Origin of the sequence: Acidithiobacillus caldus ATCC 51756, assembly GCF_000175575.2 — a bacterium.
GTDB lineage: Bacteria > Pseudomonadota > Gammaproteobacteria > Acidithiobacillales > Acidithiobacillaceae > Acidithiobacillus_A > Acidithiobacillus_A caldus.
Map to the genome: position 1 here is coordinate 755,940 of NZ_CP005986.1, position 15,249 is coordinate 771,188.

Genomic DNA, 15,249 nt, shown 5'->3' on the forward strand with positions numbered 1-15,249 from the left:
CCGTGAGACGCAGCGGATCAAGTTTGCAAGGCGGCTGCCTCCGTGGAGTCTGGCCTTGAGCCGTATCCACGCGCGGATCCTGCGTGACCTTTTGCGGGTCTTCGTCTTTGGCTGTCTGCTGGTGCTGGGAATCCTGGCCATTGGTCAGCTGAGTCAGCTTCTGAGTCAAGTGGCGTCGGGACAACTGCCCCTGGGGGTTACTTTGCAACTTCTGGGACTGGCGACCCCGACCTTGCTGGTGACGGTGCTGCCACTGGCCTTTTTCTTTGCTCTGTATCTGGTTTTTTCCAATCTCTACCGCAGCAACGAGATGATGGCCATCCGCAGTGCTGGGCTGAGTCTCCTGGATTTGCTGCGTGCCTTGGCTTTGCCCATCCTGGTCATCGCCCTTCTCGAAGCGTTGCTGTCCTTGTCCTGGTCGCCCGCCGCCCAGCGGCAACTGCAGGCGGAAAGTCTGCGGCTGGCCAATGCCGCCGCCGAGGCCCTGATCCAGCCCGGCAGTTTTGCCCGCATTGCCGGCGGACACATCCTCTATGTGGGTCAGTCGGCGCCCGGTTCGGAGCACCGCTATCGGGAGATCTTCGTGGATCTGGGTGGCAAGGGTGAGCCGGATATTGCCACCGCTGCCTTTGGTGAAATTCGCAAGGACCAGGATGGTGGCATCGCTTTGGTGCTGATCCAGGGGCACCGCTATCTGGGACAACCCGGTACCGCCGGCTTCAAGATCCTGAGTTTTGTTCACTATCGCATAGCGCTGGCGGCCCCTCAGGGAAGCTCGGATCAGGGTATCCATTGGGCGGCTCTGGATCTTCCGCAGGTGCTCCAGGCCCTGCGGGAACCACGATACGCCCGCCATGCCCTCGCCGAACTGGAATGGCGGCTCATCTGGCCCCTCCTGATCCCCGTTCTCGCCCTGCTCGCCATACCCTTGGCCTTCGGCGGGCCGCGCGGCGCGGGACGGGCCTCGGGTGCCTTGCTGGGGATCCTGACCTTGCTCGCGGCCAATAACCTGCTGGTTTTCCTGAAGGAGGGCATCATCCAGGGGCGTATCGGAGGATTTCCCGGCCTCTTCTGGGTGCTGCTCCTGTTGGGCGCGCTGGCGGCCTATGCCTTCTGGCGGCGTCAGGGGGATCGCCCCGTGCTGCCCTCCTGGTTGGGGCTGTTACGCCCATGAAACGTGCCGATCGCCTGCTCTTTCGCGGTATGTTGGGCTACAGCACACTGGTGCTGTTCGTTCTGCTCGCACTGATGTTTGTGGCCAACCTCATCGCCAAGTCCGGTGGACCCGGCCACGGCAGCTGGGACATGGGCAAGCTCGTGACCTATATTTCCCTGCAATTACCGGACCTTGCCTACAATCTCATTCCCCTTGCGCTGCTGCTTGGTGCCTTGATCTGGGTCAGCCTGCTCAACAGCCACTCGGAGCTCGTCGCTTTGCGCATGTCCGGATGGTCTTTGTGGCGCCTGCAGCGGCCCCTGCTCTGGGTTGGACTATGGGGAGCGCTGCTGACCTTTGCCCTGGGTGAGTGGGTAGTCCCCTACACGGCTCCCGCAGCGGAGGCCATCTGGGCCAATGGTGGGCAGGGTAGTGGTTTTCAGGCCCTTCCCGACGGCGGAGTCTGGCTGCGCCAGGGGGACCAATTGATCCAGATCCGCGCCATAGCTGCCGACGGGAGACGCCTGGAGGGCCTGCGCATCGTCATCACCACGCCGAGTCTCGATGCGGTCACGCGCATGCTCGATGCCAGGGAAGCGTTGTATCGCGACGGCGCCTGGCAGCTGCAAGGGGTACAGAGTCACGTCCTGGGGGCGCAGCGCATCGTCTCCACGACGCTCGTCCAGCAGCCCTGGGATGTGCGTCTGGACCCCGGTACCTTGCGCAGCTTTTCCCATCCGACGCGCACCATGACGCTGCCGGCGCTCTGGGAAAGCTACCAGAATCTCCAGGGTAGCGTGCTGAGCATGAACCGCTTTGCGCTGGCTTTCTGGAAGCGGGTGACCTATCCCTGGGTTGGGCTCGTCATGATCTGGCTGGTCGTTCCCCTGGTCACTCGCAATCCACGGGGTGGCGGTCTGGCTGGGCGCATATTGATGGGTCTCGTTCTCGGCTTGGCCTTCCATTTTCTGACGGAGATGTCTGGGTTTATCAGTATCTCCGGAGGCATCCCTCCGGTTTTTGCCACGGTCTTCCCCTTGGCCCTGTTTGCGAGCATTGCCTGGGGATTGCAGCGTTATTACCGCTGAGGGAACCGGTCCTGTGGATCGTCAGGGTGTTTTTTGGCGTTTTGCGTCTAATTAGGTGCAAGTCCCGGAGACGGAAGACGGAATGCGCAACGTGCGGCGTCGAACGCCAGACCGCAGTGGTGCGATACACGGCCTACATGGGACGTTTTATGGGAGAGTGCGATGGAAAAGCCGCTGTTGATCCATAGATTGCAGGAATATCACCAATGGCGGCACCACATTGCTGCGGCCGTTCAGGAAATGGCGCGATTCAGTCTGAGTCTGGAGCTGCTTCCCAGCGGTACCCTCCTGCGGATGGAGAGTTTGGCCCAGGAAATACTGGACGATCAACTCAAGATATCGTTTTACGGTGAATTTGCCCGGGGCAAGTCGGAGCTCATCAACGCGCTGTTTTTTCACGATTACGGTGCCCGGCTGCTGCCTTCGGGGCCGGGTCAGACGACCATGTGCCCCGTGGAAATCCGGGCTACCTCCGGCCAGGCTGCCCATATGGAGCTCCTGCCCATACGGTCCCGAAGTCTGCGCGGCTCCGTAGAACAGCTCAAGCGTTCCCGTGAACTCTGGACGGTGTTGCCTCTGGATAGCGATACGGCGCAAGCCGCGGCCATGGCACAACTGACCGAGACCCTTTGTGTGGGACTCAGTGAGGCCAGGCGTTGGGGGCTCTGTCCGCCCCTGGATGGTGCCAAACCCGAGCAGAGCCAGTGCCCATCTTGCGGTGACGGCAAGGTCCGCATACCGCGGTGGCGCTACGCGCTTCTGCGTCTGGACCATTCGGTTTTGCAAGCGGGCCTGGTCATCCTGGATACCCCCGGTCTCAATGCCTTGGGTAGCGAGGGTGACCTGGGCCTGGAGCTGGCGCGCGATGCCGATGCCGTGATTTTCGTGCTGGGTGCCGATACCGGCGTGACGCAGAGCGATCTGGAAATCTGGGAGCAGGCTCTGGGACGCAGCCCACTGCTCAACCAATTGGTGGTGCTCAACAAGATCGATACCCTGTGGGACGAGCTCAAGCCCGAGGCGGAAATCGATGCCATGGTGGAGCAGCAACGCCAGGTCGTGGCGCAGCGCCTGAATCTTCGTCCCGATCAGATCGTCGCGGTATCCGCCCAGAAGGGGCTCGTGGGGCGCATTCGCAAGGACGAAACCCTGCTGCACCGGAGCGGACTCGAGGGTCTCGAGCGCGCCATTGCCGAGGTGCTGTTGCCGGGCAAGCGCAAGGCCATCGAGGAGAATACGGGTCGACTGTTGCGGCGGGTGCTGGTGGACCAGCAGGTCTTGTTGGACGAACAGATCCAGAATCTGCGCACGGAAATGGAGAGCATGCGGCGTCTGCAGGCCCAGACCGGAGAGCAATTGCCGCGCCTTTTGGAGCGGCAGCGTAAATTGCTGGAGAGCTTTGCCCGCGATCGCAGCAGCTTCCTGCGCAAACAGCAGGAGTTTCTGGAGTTGTCCCGCACCTGGTCGCTGGAGTCCCTGGCCATGGACGGTCTGGACGGTCTGATCGAGGAGGCGCGGGCGGAGTTGCTAGCGGCCTGGACCACCGTCGGCATCTACGATCGGTTCACACGCTTTTTTGCAGAGACCATCGCCCAGTTTGACCAGGCTCTGGAGCGCGCCAATCGCTTGTCGGCCATGATGCTGGAGGCCTATCAGGGACTCGAGCAGCAGTATCTGCTCCCGCGTCTGGATACCGTCCCCTACGCGCTCTTGCCGCGGCGCGCCGAGCTCCTGTCCTTGGCCGACAGTTACGAGCGTTTTGGCAAACGTCTGGAAATCGCCGCCAAGCCCCAGGGCGTGGTGGTGCGCAAGGCCTTTCTCAGCCTCGCGGCGCAGATTCGCCGTTTTGTCGAGGCCACACGCCGGGATCTCACGAGCTGGGTGGATGAGGCCCTCGAACTGATGAACCGGCAGCTGGTCCTGTATGCCGAGCAGTCCGACGAGAAACTCCGTGCTCTGGAGTCCATTGTCGAATCTTCCGTGAACATCCAGCCCCGCATCGAGGCCCTCATGGGCAAGGAGCAGGTATTGCAGCGCCAGGCCCAGGAACTTCAGGCCCTGCGTGACCGGCTCCAGAACCTGTTCCGCTGGACCGAGGAGGATTCGCAGGGGTTCCACACCCTGCGCCTGTCCTCTTGACGGGAGATGCGCGGGCTCTCGGTGAGCGGCGCCGGAGTCAGTGCGTTTGCGCTGCCTTTTGGCGGATGACTTCCTCGTCGAAGGCGCGATCCAGGGTTTCCGATAGCTTCAGTACCTTGCGGAACAGGGCTGGATCGGAGTCATCCGCCTGACTGCGCAGACGCAGGGCGGCCAGGCCGTCGAAGCTGCGGGCGCGATCCACGGGCGCGGCGATACCGTCGCAGGCATTGCCGGAATAGATGGCCACCAGGATCTCCTGCGCCAGGGGGTCTTCCATTTTCCCCGCCTTGGCCTCGGCAAGGAGAGCGTCGAGATCCCGTCCCGAGGTGAGGGTATAGCCCAGATGGGTGTCGAGAAACTGGATCAGTTCGGCGTAGGTCATGTCGGTTCTCCTAAAACGGACGGCTAAAAATCGGTACTCAGGAAAGCTCGCGGGTGCTTCGGGCTGCCTCCAGTCCGCTGTCCAGGGACAGGCCACACTGACCGGCTACCCGTTGGAAATAATAGAGAAGGTCGATGGGTACGGTCACCCCGTCGAGAAACCGCAGGGCGTGGAAATCGGCGGTGAGGACGATATCCACGAGGCTCATCTCCTCGAGGTAGAACTTTTTTTGCGCCAGAATGCGGGCAAGTTGGCGCAACCGACCCCGGCGCTCCAACTGTTGATAGGCGCCGTAGCGATCGTTGGCCAGGGCCTCTGGTCCTTGACCGAAACGCCGCTCGCACTCCTGCCGATACCAAGCGAAGTCCTCGGGATCCGCAGAAATCTCTGGATAGAGGGGGAGGATCGGCGCCAACAAGCGTTGACGCAGCGGCTCCAGTTCGGCGCGCCAGGCCACGAAGGCCGGCCACTCTGCCATAAGCGCCGGATTTGCAGGGGTTCTCCCCAGTTGCGCGTCCAGTTCCGGCAGGGATTCCACCGCCCCCGTCCAGCGGCGACCGTCGCCATCCACGAGCACCGGTAGATCGGCGAAACCCAGGTCGAAAGCCGTTTCCAGATCCCGAAGCGGGCGCGGTTCCAGGCGCAGGTTCAGGCCGCGCCAGGCACAGAGGAGGCGCAGACGCAGGCCCGCTGCGTCCGCGTGGCGAAAGTAGAGCACCGCTTCAGACAAGGGTCACTCGCGCCAGTACCGCCTGCCACTGGCTCTCGCTGATGGGGACGATGGACAGGCGATTACCCTTGCGCACCAGCGGGTTGTCGGCGAATTCGGGCATCTCGCGCAGGGACTCGAGGGAGACGGCTGGCACACAGTGGGCAAGGTAGGCGATATCCACCAGATCCCACCGGGGGTCCGCAGGGCTTGAACCGGCATCGTAATAGGGGCTCTGGGGGTCGAACTGCGTGGGATCGGGATGGGCCTCCGTGACGATCCGAGCGATGCCGACGATTCCGGGAACCGGTACGCGCGAGTGATAGATGAAGACCTCGTCACCCACCCGCATCTGCCGCAGAAAATTGCGGGCCTGGTAGTTACGGATCCCATCCCAGGGCTCCTGTCCTCGGGCCTTGAGATCGTCGAGAGAGAAGGCTTCGGGCTCGGTTTTCAGCAACCAGTGGGCCATGGCTCACAACCGAATCTGCAGCGTGCGGCCAAGGCGCCGGCCAATGAGCGTACCGAGAACCTCCCCCAGTTCCTGGTCAGTCTGGGTATCGCGCCAGCCCCGATCCGTGTGCTGAAAGCGCGCCGGACCATCGCTGCAGGCGAGCCAGATCTGCTCCACGGCCTCCTGGCGATTGAGGACGATGGTGCTGGAGTCTGGTAATTCCAAGGTCAGGACACTGTCCACCAGATCTGCCTCCACCTCGGGGGCGTTGCCCTCCAACTGGCCGAGAATCTGCTCCAGGGTGCGTTCTGCCGAAAGCGCAAAGGTTTCGTCGGACATGCGGTTCTCCCATGACGGATCGGCACATGATGGCCTGTGCTACCCATCGTCGCAAGCGGCAGGCCCGGATCCGCCACCCCGTTGGCGCAAGAGGCGCAGGAAAGCGTCACCGAAATTCTCCAGCTTGCGTTCGCCAACCCCGGGGATGGCGGCGAGGGTGGCGCGATCGCGGGGTTGGCGTCGGCGGATTTCCTGCAGGGTGATATCGTGAAAGATCACGTAAGGCTGTACTCCCCGCGCGCGCGCTAGCTCCAGCCGCAGTGCCCTGAGCGCCTCCCACAGCTCGTCTTGGGGAGCGCTGCCCGGCGATGCAGTGGCGTGCTTTGGGCGATCTTCTTCTGCCGGTGCGCGAATCCAAACCTCCTCCTCGCCGCGCAGGACGGGGCGTGCGCGCGGCCCGAGGCAAAAGCCGCCGTGCCCCTCCGGGTGGGGCAGCACCTGACCGCGCAGGGCAAGGTGGCGAAACAGGCTACGCCAGGTGTTGGCGGGGAGGTCGCGACCGATGCCGAAGACCGACAGCTCGTGGTGCCCGAAGGAGCGCAGCCGGGGATGATCGCGTCCCAGGAGTACGTCGATGAGGTGCTGGACACCGAAGCGCTGACCGGTGCGGTGTACGGTGGACAGAGCCTTTTGCGCCGCCTCGCTGGCATTCCACACCGCTGGTGGCGCAACGCAGTTGTCGCAGTTGCCGCAGGGCCGATCCAGATGCTCACCGAAATACGCGAGCAGCTCGCGGCGGCGGCAGCCCACGGTTTCGCACAGCCCGAGCATGGCTTCCAAGCGCTCCAGCTCCAGGGCCTTGTGGGCGGCGTCGGCTTCCGATTGCTGGATCATCTGCCGCAACTGCACGACGTCCTGCAGACCGTAGTGCAGCCAGGCATCGGCGGGCAGACCATCCCGCCCGGCGCGGCCCGTCTCCTGATAGTAGGATTCGAGGCTTTTGGGCAGATTGAGGTGGGCGACGAAGCGTACGTCGGGTTTATCGATGCCCATGCCGAAGGCGATGGTAGCCACGACGATGCGTACCTCATCGTTTTGGAACATGGCCTGATGCCGGCGACGGGTGGCGGCATCGAGCCCCGCATGGTAGGGCAGGGCCGACAATCCCTGCTCCTTCAGCCATTGCGCCGTCTCCTCCACCCGTTTGCGCGACAAACAATAGACGATGCCCGAATCCTTTGCATGGTATTGATGGATGAAGTGCAGGAGTTGCTGGCGGCCACTCTCACCGCCACTTTGCAGGCGATAGTGGATATTGGGTCGATCGAAGGAGCGCTGGAATACCGGCGCCTGCAGTAGACCGAGACGGCTGCGGATTTCCTCGCGGGTGCGGGGGTCTGCCGTAGCGGTCAGGGCAACCCGTGGAACGCTTGGAAAGCGCTCGTGCAGCAACTGCAGGCGCAGATATTCCGGACGGAAATCGTGTCCCCACTGGGACACACAATGGGCCTCATCGATGGCAAAGAGGCTGATGTCGAGACGGGCCAGCAGGCGCAGACTGCGCTCCTGTAGGAGTCGCTCCGGTGCAACGTAGAGGAGTTTTATCTCTCCCCGGCTCAGTGCTTCCTCGATGCGTTGGGTCTCGTCCACCCCGAGGCCCGAATGCAGGGCATGAGCGCTGACACCATACTGTTGCAGCGCCTGAACCTGATCCTCCATCAGGGCGATGAGGGGGGACACGACCACGGCCGTGCCCGGCAAGGTCAGGGCCGGTACCTGATAGCACAGGGATTTTCCGCCACCCGTGGGCATCAGCACCAGGGCATCCCCGCCTCCCAGGAGCCTGGCGATCACCGCATCCTGAGGCGGACGAAAATCGCTGAATCCAAAAACGTGCTGCAGTATGACGCGCGCAGGCTCGAGGATGTCGGTCATGGCCGGATTCAGGGCCTAAACTCCCCCGCCGCGGGAGCGCGTGGAAGGTCCGTTGCCGCCACGATCAAGGATGCGGTCATGAAGACCATCGCCGCACTCAGGAAAAGGGCGAGGAAAAGCGCGATGAGTATCGCCGTCAAGGCCTTGCTCAGTGCCACCAGCCCCATGAGATGCAAAAGCGCCCCCAGGAGTCCGGCCACCAGTGCCAGGGCAATCCCAGATACCACCAGGGCGAGGAGAACGACCAGGCCGAGGACCAGGGGAAAAAACAACCAGCGCAGGCGATCACCGTAGATACGCAGGGCGAGGCGATACGCCTGGACAGGGGCAAAGCTACCGGTACCGTACAGAGCAAAGGCGTACTGATACCAGGGCGAGACGAGAACCCCAAGGAGCACGATCAAAAGGTAGTTGGGGCTCAGGAAGAAATGGATCACCGCCGCCGCCGGCGCACCCGGGGGTGGAGAGGGATAGATCTGCTGGACCACAGAACCATACAATGCCGGGAGGAGGGCGATGAGCCAGGTATCGGAGCGCAACAGCCAGCCCGTGAAGGCAGCGAAATCGGCTTTCGAGCCCGCCAGGGCCAGACCGATGGAGCGAAAGATGGCAACGATGAAGGCATTGACCACCAGCAGGAGGATCAGTTGCCAAAGGAGTGCCAAGCGAGCCACGAAGTGCTGTAGGAGCCCGACGGCTACGAGGGGTAGCAGTGCCAACAGTCCAGCGAGGACAAAGAGCCAGACGAAAGACCAGAAGCGCTGGCGCAGCAGGCGCCAGGCCAGACGCATCGCTTCACCATAGCCTTGGGCGGTGGGAAGATTCACGGTTTCCATGGGTACGCATCCTTTGTGGTGGACGGGCTCGATATCATTCGCTGGCCTCCGGCTGGGCGTAGGCGGGACAGCTCACCTGAACCACCTCGACGGGAAGAGGTGAAATGCGCGCCGCACTCAACTGCCGGCCCCAGACACAGCCACTATCCAGGGCGAGCAAGTGCGGTTGCTGCAATAGCCCTTGTGTCGCCCAGTGCCCGCAGACGACGGCCATGTCCGGCTGGCGCTCGTGCAGGAGCACGTGCCAAGGTTGGTAGGCGCTGTCCGCCGGCGTCTTGCTGGGCCAGAAGAAGCGTCCGTCGGCGCGGACCCGCCGCGCGCGGGTGAAGACCGCCACGCGAAAGCGTTGCGCGTCCATCTCCGTGCGGCAATCCTGCCAACGCTCCGGCGCCGGAGCTTCCCACAGGTCGCGGAGAAAGCTGCGCCATCGCCGGCCCTGTAGGGCCTGTGCCACCGCCTCGGCATGCCCCAGGGCGTCGTCTACGGACCAGTCCGGGTGGATGGCGGCGTGTACCAGAAGCCAGGGTCGCTCGGGAAGCTCTAGCAGCAAGGGTGCGTGGCGCAGCCAATCCATCCAGGCTTCCGCCTCCTTGTCGGCAAGGAGGCTGGCCAGGGTGTCGCTCTTTTTGGCGGGCACGATGCCGGCCCAGCGCGAGAGGGCGTAGAGGTCGTGGTTGCCCAACACGAAGGAGACGTGCTCGCGCATGTCCCACAGGCGCCGCATGACCCCAGCGCTGTCGGGGCCGCGGTTGACGAGGTCGCCCGCCGGATAAAGGCGATCCCGCCTGGGGTCGAAACCCGTCGCATCCAGCAGGCGCTCCAGAGCATCGCGGCAACCCTGGATATCGCCCACGGCATAGGACGCGCGCAGCTCCGTCGCTGGTGCCATCAGTAGGTGATGACCTGATCGCTCATCTTGCTGATGCGCACGAGCTCCTTCATTCCCGCCGAGACGACCCCCTCCAGCAGTGGCCGGGGGGGCGTTTGCGGCAGCCACTCCAGGCCCACGGCGCGAATCTCACCGCCCAGTTCGCGGATTTCCGCCAGGAGGTCGCGCTGGATGGTGTGTCGTGCCGTGTGGTCATCGGCGTCGGCCAGAGCCAGGGAAAGGGCATCCTGAGTCAGGAAGATGCTGATACCGATCTCGTCCGCCAGGGCGCTGGCGGCCATGCGCAGGGCCTGAAGCACCGGATTGCCGTCGGCATCGGGATGGGATTTGATGATGAAGGTCCAGTGCATCCGAGTTTCCTGCGTGGTGATGTCCAATCCTGCCCGTCGTCAGGAGCAGACGGCGCGCGGTCCAAGACGATATGGGCCACGGCGATATGGTAAAGATTAGCATAATCGCCGCGTTCCTGAAGGGTTCAAGGTGCTCGGCCGGTGGTCGCTGCTTCCGTGCCAGACTCGGCAGAGGGGTCGATGCGGCCTCCCGGCGCATCCCCCATGGTCGCGAATCCGCTTCTCGGTTACACTGGAGGCGACCTTTTGGATAGGAAGCAGGAAACGGCATGGCTGAGCAAGAACCCACCTTCATGATCGAACGCATCTACGTCAAAGATCTGTCCTTCGAGTCTCCCAACGCCCCTGCGGCCTTTACCATGACCGAAGCGCCCAGCGTCGACGTTGGCCTCAACACCAGCACGCAGACGGTGGACCCGGCCAACGGCTTGACGGAGGTCACCCTGACTGTGACGGTCTCCGCCAAGGGTGGCAGCACCACCTACTTTGCCGTGGAAGTGCAGCAGGGAGGCCTGTTCCGCCTGCAGAACATCCCCGAGGAGCACATGCCCATCCTGCTGGCCGTGCACTGCCCCACCATACTCTTCCCCTACGCGCGGGAGGTGGTGGCGGATCTCGTCAGTCGTGGCGGTTTCCAACCTTTGCACCTGCACCCCGTCAATTTTGAAGCCCTGTATCAGCAGGCACAGCAGGAGCAGGGGCAGCACACCACCCAGTAAATGTCGCACTGGCTCGTCTGCGGAGCTGGGCACTGGGGCACGGCCCTCGCCGTTTACCTGGCGGGTCGTGCCATACCGACGCAGCTCTGGGGGCATCGACGTGAACATCTGCCCGGCATGGGCGGAGACCTTGCACCCATCTTCCCCGGTGTGCCGCTGCCAGCAAGCCTGCAGATCACGGCAGAGCTCGAGCCGGCCCTGACGGATGCCGAGGTCTGGCTCATCGCCGTCCCCAGCCACGCGCTGCGCGGGCTCCTGCGCCGCTTGCGTGGGTCGATGGTGCCATCCCCCCTTGCCCTGGTCTTGGCCAGCAAGGGGCTGGAGCTGGATACGGGAGCTCGCCTCGATGAAGTCGTGGCCGAGGAGTTTCCAGGCGTGCCACTGCTGGTGCTTTCCGGGCCGAGCTTTGCCCAGGACATGCTGGCGGGAAGGCCCCTGGCCATGACCCTGGCCGGTCGTGACGACGACATCCGCGAAGCGATACGCCAGCGTTTACGCAGCGCCCAGCTGCGGCTTTATCCCAGCGCCGACGTTGCCGGTGTTTGCCTCGCCGGCGCCATCAAGAACGTCCTCGCCATTGCCGCCGGGATCTGCGATGGTCTGGGCCTTGGCGAAAGCGCCCGTGCCGCCCTCATCACCCGGGGACTGGCGGAACTCCAGCGCATTGGCACCGCTCTTGGGGGCCAGCCCGAGACCTTTACGGGGCTGGCTGGAGCCGGTGACCTGATTCTCACGGCCAGCAGCAACCTGTCCCGCAATCGCCGACTGGGGGTGGCCTTGGGCCAGGGTCTCGGTCTGGAGGCCGCGCGTGCGCAAATCGGAGAGGAGGTGGAAGGTGTGCGCAGCAGCCGTGCCCTGTATGGGCTGGCTCTGCGTCTGGGCGTGGAGGCGCCCATCAGCGAACAGGTCTATCGCGTCCTCTACCAAGGAGAATCGCCGCAACGGGCCAGTGTGGCGCTGATGCAGCGGGGGCTGGAGGGGGCGGCGCCGATAATGCCGCACCGGGATATGGGCTGACCATGGCCATATTCCGTCTGCCGGGCGCTACGGGCACGAGCAAGCGCGTTCCCTTTGCGCCCTTTCGCACCATTGGCTTTTTGCTGGTGCAGTTTGTCGTGCTCGCCCTCCTGCTTTTGGGCGTGTTGCTGGTACACACCAATCAAGATCTGGCAACACTCGATGCCTATACGGCCTACATGACCCAATTGGCCCAGATCGATGCCGAGGCAAGCCAGACCTGGGTTACGTCTGGCAGTACCCAGGCGCTGGAGCAGCTGCGGCAGGGTCTCGCGCGCATGCCGCCGCAGCTGCTGCGCCACCAGGGCGACGCGCAGGCCCTGGAACACCTGCGCGATCTGGCAGCGCGGGCCTCCCCTCGCGAGTTTCCCGAGGTGATGTCGGCTCTGGCAGATCTCAGCCTCAGCGAGCATCGTCGTGGATGGCACCTGGTGTTGGCCGCCGGTCGGGACGCTCGCTATACCCTCATCGGCACGGGTGTCGCTCTCCTGGCCTTCATGATCTTCGTCCTGGTCACTCTCGCATTTTTCCGTTTGCGTATCCTGCGGCCCTTGCGCCGGCTTCAGGAGGCCATGCACTCCCTCGAAGTGGGAGCCTTCGCGCGGGTTGCAGAGGGTCAGGCCGATCCGGGCATCAGTCCTCTGCTGCATTACTACAATCAGATGGTCGGGCGCCTGGAAGAGCTGGAGCGCCAGCGCCGACAGTATCTCCAGGATCTGCAGCGCGAGGTGCATCAGGCGGCACACACCCTCATCGCCCAGCAGGCGGCCATGGCGCGCTCCGAACGTCTGGCAGCAGTGGGAGAGGCAGCCGCCGCCTTGGCGCATGAACTGCGCAATCCTCTGGCAGGGCTGCAGGTGGGTTGTGCCAATATCCGTCGCGAGATAGCGGACGCGGACATCAACGAGCGTCTCGGCCTCATGGAAGATGAGCTGCGCCGGGTCAGCCGTCTGCTGGATCATCAGCTGCGCGGTGCCCGTCAGGCGCAGGAGGCTGGCCAGTGGGTAAACCCGGCGGAGACCCTGGAATCCCTCATCAATCTGCTGCGCTACCAGGTGCCCGGAAATATCCGGCTGACCTTCCAGGCCGAAGCCACGGGCCGCTGCCTGCTGCCTCTGGATCACTTTCGCCAAGCGGTGTTGAATCTGCTGCTCAATGCCATCCAGGCCCTGGGAAGCGAGGGCGGCGAGATTCGGGTCCAGCTGTCGCGCCGCGATCCGGATCTCGAGCTTGCCGTCTGCGACAATGGCCCGGGTTTTCCCGAGACGCTGTTGCGCGAGGGCATTCGGCCCTTTGCCAGTACCCGGGAGCAGGGCACGGGCCTCGGCCTCTCCATGGTACGTCGTTTTGCCCGCAGTCTCGGCGGTAGTATCCAGCTTGCCAATGCCGAACCCCAGGGCGCCGTGGTGGTCTTACGTCTGCCCTGTCCTGAAAACACCGCAAAGGAACCTTCCTGAATGGCCGACCCGCTACTCATCATTGAGGACGAGATCTTCCTGGGACGGGAGATGCGGCGCTATTTCGAGAAGGAAGGCTGGGAGGTGCACTGGGTCGAGCGCATAGCCGACGCCGAGCAGATCCTCAAGGAGGGCCTGAATCCCCTGGTTACCCTGGCGGACCTCAACCTGCCGGACGGCAACAGCCTTGATCTTCTCGAAAAGACCCGTGAGCGCGGTGGGGGCGGTGAGTGGATCTTTTTGACCGCCTACGGTAGCGTGCCCGACTCCGTCCGCGCCCTGCGCCTGGGCGCTTACGATTTTCTGGAGAAGCCCTGCGAGATGGAGCGCCTCGACATGGTCCTGCGCTCGGCGGCGCGCGGCGCCCGGGCACAGCGGCGGGTGGCCGACGACACGAGTCATCGCTCCCAGCGCTATCATCCCAACAGCTTCCTTGGCGATAGCCCTGCCGCCCTGCGGGTACGGGAAATCCTGGGACGCCTGGGACAGGTCCCGTACAGCGCCCTGATCATTTCCGGCGAAACAGGGACGGGCAAGGGCCTTGCAGCGCGCATCCTGCACTACAGCGGGCAGCGCTCCGATGGTCCGCTGATCGAGCTGAACTGTGCCGCTCTGCCCCGGGAGTTGCTGGAGTCGGAGCTTTTTGGTTACGAACCCGGCGCCTTCACCGGCGCCAGTTCGCGCCATCGCGGGCTGGTGGAGCAGGCCCATGGCGGTAGCCTATTTCTGGATGAGATCTCCGAAATGGACCTGGATCTCCAGGCCAAACTCCTCAAGGTCATTGAAGACAAAAGCCTACGGCGATTGGGGGCGGATCGGGTGCAGCAGGTGGACGTGCGCTTTTTGGCAGCCAGCAATCGCGATCTGGACGCCATGGTGGCAGCGGGACGCTTCCGGGCCGACCTCTACCACCGCCTCAGCGTCGTCCGCCTCGAGTTGCCGCCTCTGCGCGAGCGCAAGCAGGATCTGCGTATTCTCGTTCCCCACTTCATCGCCGAATTCAATGCTCAGGCAGGCAAGCGCGTGCGTTACGTCAGCCCCGCCGTCTGGGAGGCTCTGGAGCACTACGACTGGCCCGGCAACGTGCGCGAGCTGCGCAACGTGGTGGAGCGGGGCGTGCTCTTTTCCGAGGGCGAGGAACTGCCCTTGGAATGGCTGCAACTTCCGGGACGCGGCGCCACATCCTGTCCTGCACCGGGATCCTGTCCCGTGGAGGATGACCGGCAGATCATCCTTCCCATCGACGGCAGCATGGATCTCGACAGCATGGAACGTCTGATCCTGCAGCGGGTGCTCCAGCGCACCGACCATAATGTGACCCAAGCAGCGCGGGTCCTGGGCGTCACCCGGGAGACGCTACGGTATCGCATCCGCAAATACGCACTGATGGAAGACGGCGACGCCTGACTTTGACGTCACCCGGGCGGGCGCGCTACACTCCGCGACACGGAGAGATGGCCGAGAGGCTGAAGGCGCTCCCCTGCTAAGGGAGTATGGGGCTAAACACTCCATCGAGGGTTCGAATCCCTCTCTCTCCGCCAGCATTTCGAGGAACCCTGGCGCGCTTACTCATCGACGGTGCCAGGGTGGTCCGTCTTTTTGGCGACCAAAGCCTCATTCACGAGCGGCTGCACACACCGATGGCTTTTCTGCCCACGCCGATCAGCGCGAGTCGCTCGCCTGGCAGTAGGCGCTGCGCCCGACGCAGGTCATTATAGTGCACGGCGATCACGAACCTGGTCGGTGAGAGCGAAAACGGCATAGGCACGAGGGAAGACGGCGGCGAGGATTCAGGTAACTGCCATCCGAGTACGTCGCCGTGCCTGTGTAGCAAACGCC

The 15,249-nt window shown here is 63.7% G+C and carries 15 protein-coding genes and 1 tRNA gene; 8 read left to right on the plus strand and 8 right to left on the minus strand.

Annotated features, from left to right (window positions below; all coding sequences use genetic code 11):
* Positions 1-55: 55 nt before the first annotated feature.
* From lptF to ACAty_RS03770, 3 genes are all read left to right on the plus strand, one after another.
* Positions 56-1,174, plus strand: coding sequence for an LPS export ABC transporter permease LptF (gene lptF / locus ACAty_RS03760; RefSeq protein WP_004870985.1), 1,119 nt, complete (start codon positions 56-58; stop codon positions 1,172-1,174).
* On the plus strand, positions 1,171-2,244 hold the full coding sequence (gene lptG / locus ACAty_RS03765) for an LPS export ABC transporter permease LptG (RefSeq protein ID WP_004870987.1): 1,074 nt from the start codon (positions 1,171-1,173) through the stop codon (positions 2,242-2,244). Before lptF ends, lptG begins: the two co-directional genes overlap by 4 nt.
* Positions 2,245-2,406: 162 nt before the next feature.
* The gene (locus ACAty_RS03770; RefSeq protein WP_004870988.1) at positions 2,407-4,383 is read left to right on the plus strand and encodes a dynamin family protein; all 1,977 of its coding nucleotides are present in this window, start codon (positions 2,407-2,409) and stop codon (positions 4,381-4,383) included.
* 37 nt (positions 4,384-4,420) lie between these two features.
* On the opposite strand, the gene ACAty_RS03775 is transcribed toward ACAty_RS03770, so the two are convergent.
* From ACAty_RS03775 to ACAty_RS03810, 8 genes are read right to left on the minus strand one after another with little or no spacing between them, the layout of a single operon-like run.
* On the minus strand, positions 4,421-4,765 hold the full coding sequence (locus ACAty_RS03775; RefSeq protein ID WP_004870989.1) for a hypothetical protein: 345 nt from the start codon (positions 4,763-4,765) through the stop codon (positions 4,421-4,423).
* 37 nt (positions 4,766-4,802) lie between these two features.
* Complete coding sequence (locus ACAty_RS03780; protein ID WP_004870990.1) at positions 4,803-5,495, minus strand: glutathione S-transferase family protein; 693 nt, start codon at positions 5,493-5,495, stop codon at positions 4,803-4,805.
* Complete coding sequence (locus ACAty_RS03785; protein ID WP_004870991.1) at positions 5,488-5,946, minus strand: EVE domain-containing protein; 459 nt, start codon at positions 5,944-5,946, stop codon at positions 5,488-5,490. The genes ACAty_RS03780 and ACAty_RS03785 overlap by 8 nt, the downstream gene beginning before the upstream one ends.
* Positions 5,947-5,949: 3 nt before the next feature.
* Complete coding sequence (gene cyaY / locus ACAty_RS03790) at positions 5,950-6,267, minus strand: iron donor protein CyaY (RefSeq protein ID WP_004870992.1); 318 nt, start codon at positions 6,265-6,267, stop codon at positions 5,950-5,952.
* A 39-nt stretch (positions 6,268-6,306) separates the two neighbouring features.
* Positions 6,307-8,142: a DNA helicase RecQ gene (recQ, locus tag ACAty_RS03795; protein WP_004870993.1), complete on the minus strand. Its 1,836-nt coding sequence runs from the start codon at positions 8,140-8,142 to the stop codon at positions 6,307-6,309.
* 8 nt (positions 8,143-8,150) lie between these two features.
* A complete protein-coding gene (locus ACAty_RS03800) occupies positions 8,151-8,978 on the minus strand; it encodes a hypothetical protein (protein ID WP_004870994.1) in 828 nt (275 codons plus the stop codon).
* A 34-nt stretch (positions 8,979-9,012) separates the two neighbouring features.
* The gene (locus tag ACAty_RS03805) at positions 9,013-9,867 is read right to left on the minus strand and encodes a symmetrical bis(5'-nucleosyl)-tetraphosphatase (RefSeq protein WP_004870995.1); all 855 of its coding nucleotides are present in this window, start codon (positions 9,865-9,867) and stop codon (positions 9,013-9,015) included.
* Positions 9,867-10,217, minus strand: coding sequence for a hypothetical protein (locus ACAty_RS03810; RefSeq protein ID WP_004870996.1), 351 nt, complete (start codon positions 10,215-10,217; stop codon positions 9,867-9,869). The genes ACAty_RS03805 and ACAty_RS03810 overlap by 1 nt, the downstream gene beginning before the upstream one ends.
* 269 nt (positions 10,218-10,486) lie before the next feature.
* Here ACAty_RS03810 and secB point away from each other — a divergent pair, with 269 nt between their 5' ends.
* The 5 genes from secB to ACAty_RS03835 all read left to right on the plus strand — a co-directional run bounded on the left by secB (position 10,487) and on the right by ACAty_RS03835 (position 14,951).
* Positions 10,487-10,936: a protein-export chaperone SecB gene (gene secB / locus ACAty_RS03815; RefSeq protein WP_004870997.1), complete on the plus strand. Its 450-nt coding sequence runs from the start codon at positions 10,487-10,489 to the stop codon at positions 10,934-10,936.
* Complete coding sequence (locus tag ACAty_RS03820) at positions 10,937-11,953, plus strand: NAD(P)H-dependent glycerol-3-phosphate dehydrogenase (protein WP_004870998.1); 1,017 nt, start codon at positions 10,937-10,939, stop codon at positions 11,951-11,953. It abuts the gene before it with no gap.
* Positions 11,954-11,955: 2 nt separating this feature from the next.
* The gene (locus ACAty_RS03825) at positions 11,956-13,410 is read left to right on the plus strand and encodes a sensor histidine kinase (protein WP_004870999.1); all 1,455 of its coding nucleotides are present in this window, start codon (positions 11,956-11,958) and stop codon (positions 13,408-13,410) included.
* Positions 13,411-14,817 carry a sigma-54-dependent transcriptional regulator gene (locus ACAty_RS03830; RefSeq protein ID WP_004871000.1) on the plus strand — a complete coding sequence of 469 codons (1,407 nt, stop codon included), beginning with the start codon at positions 13,411-13,413 and terminating at the stop codon, positions 14,815-14,817. It abuts the gene before it with no gap.
* Between the two features lie 41 nt (positions 14,818-14,858).
* A tRNA-Ser gene (locus ACAty_RS03835) sits at positions 14,859-14,951 on the plus strand.
* Positions 14,952-15,249 lie beyond the last annotated feature (298 nt).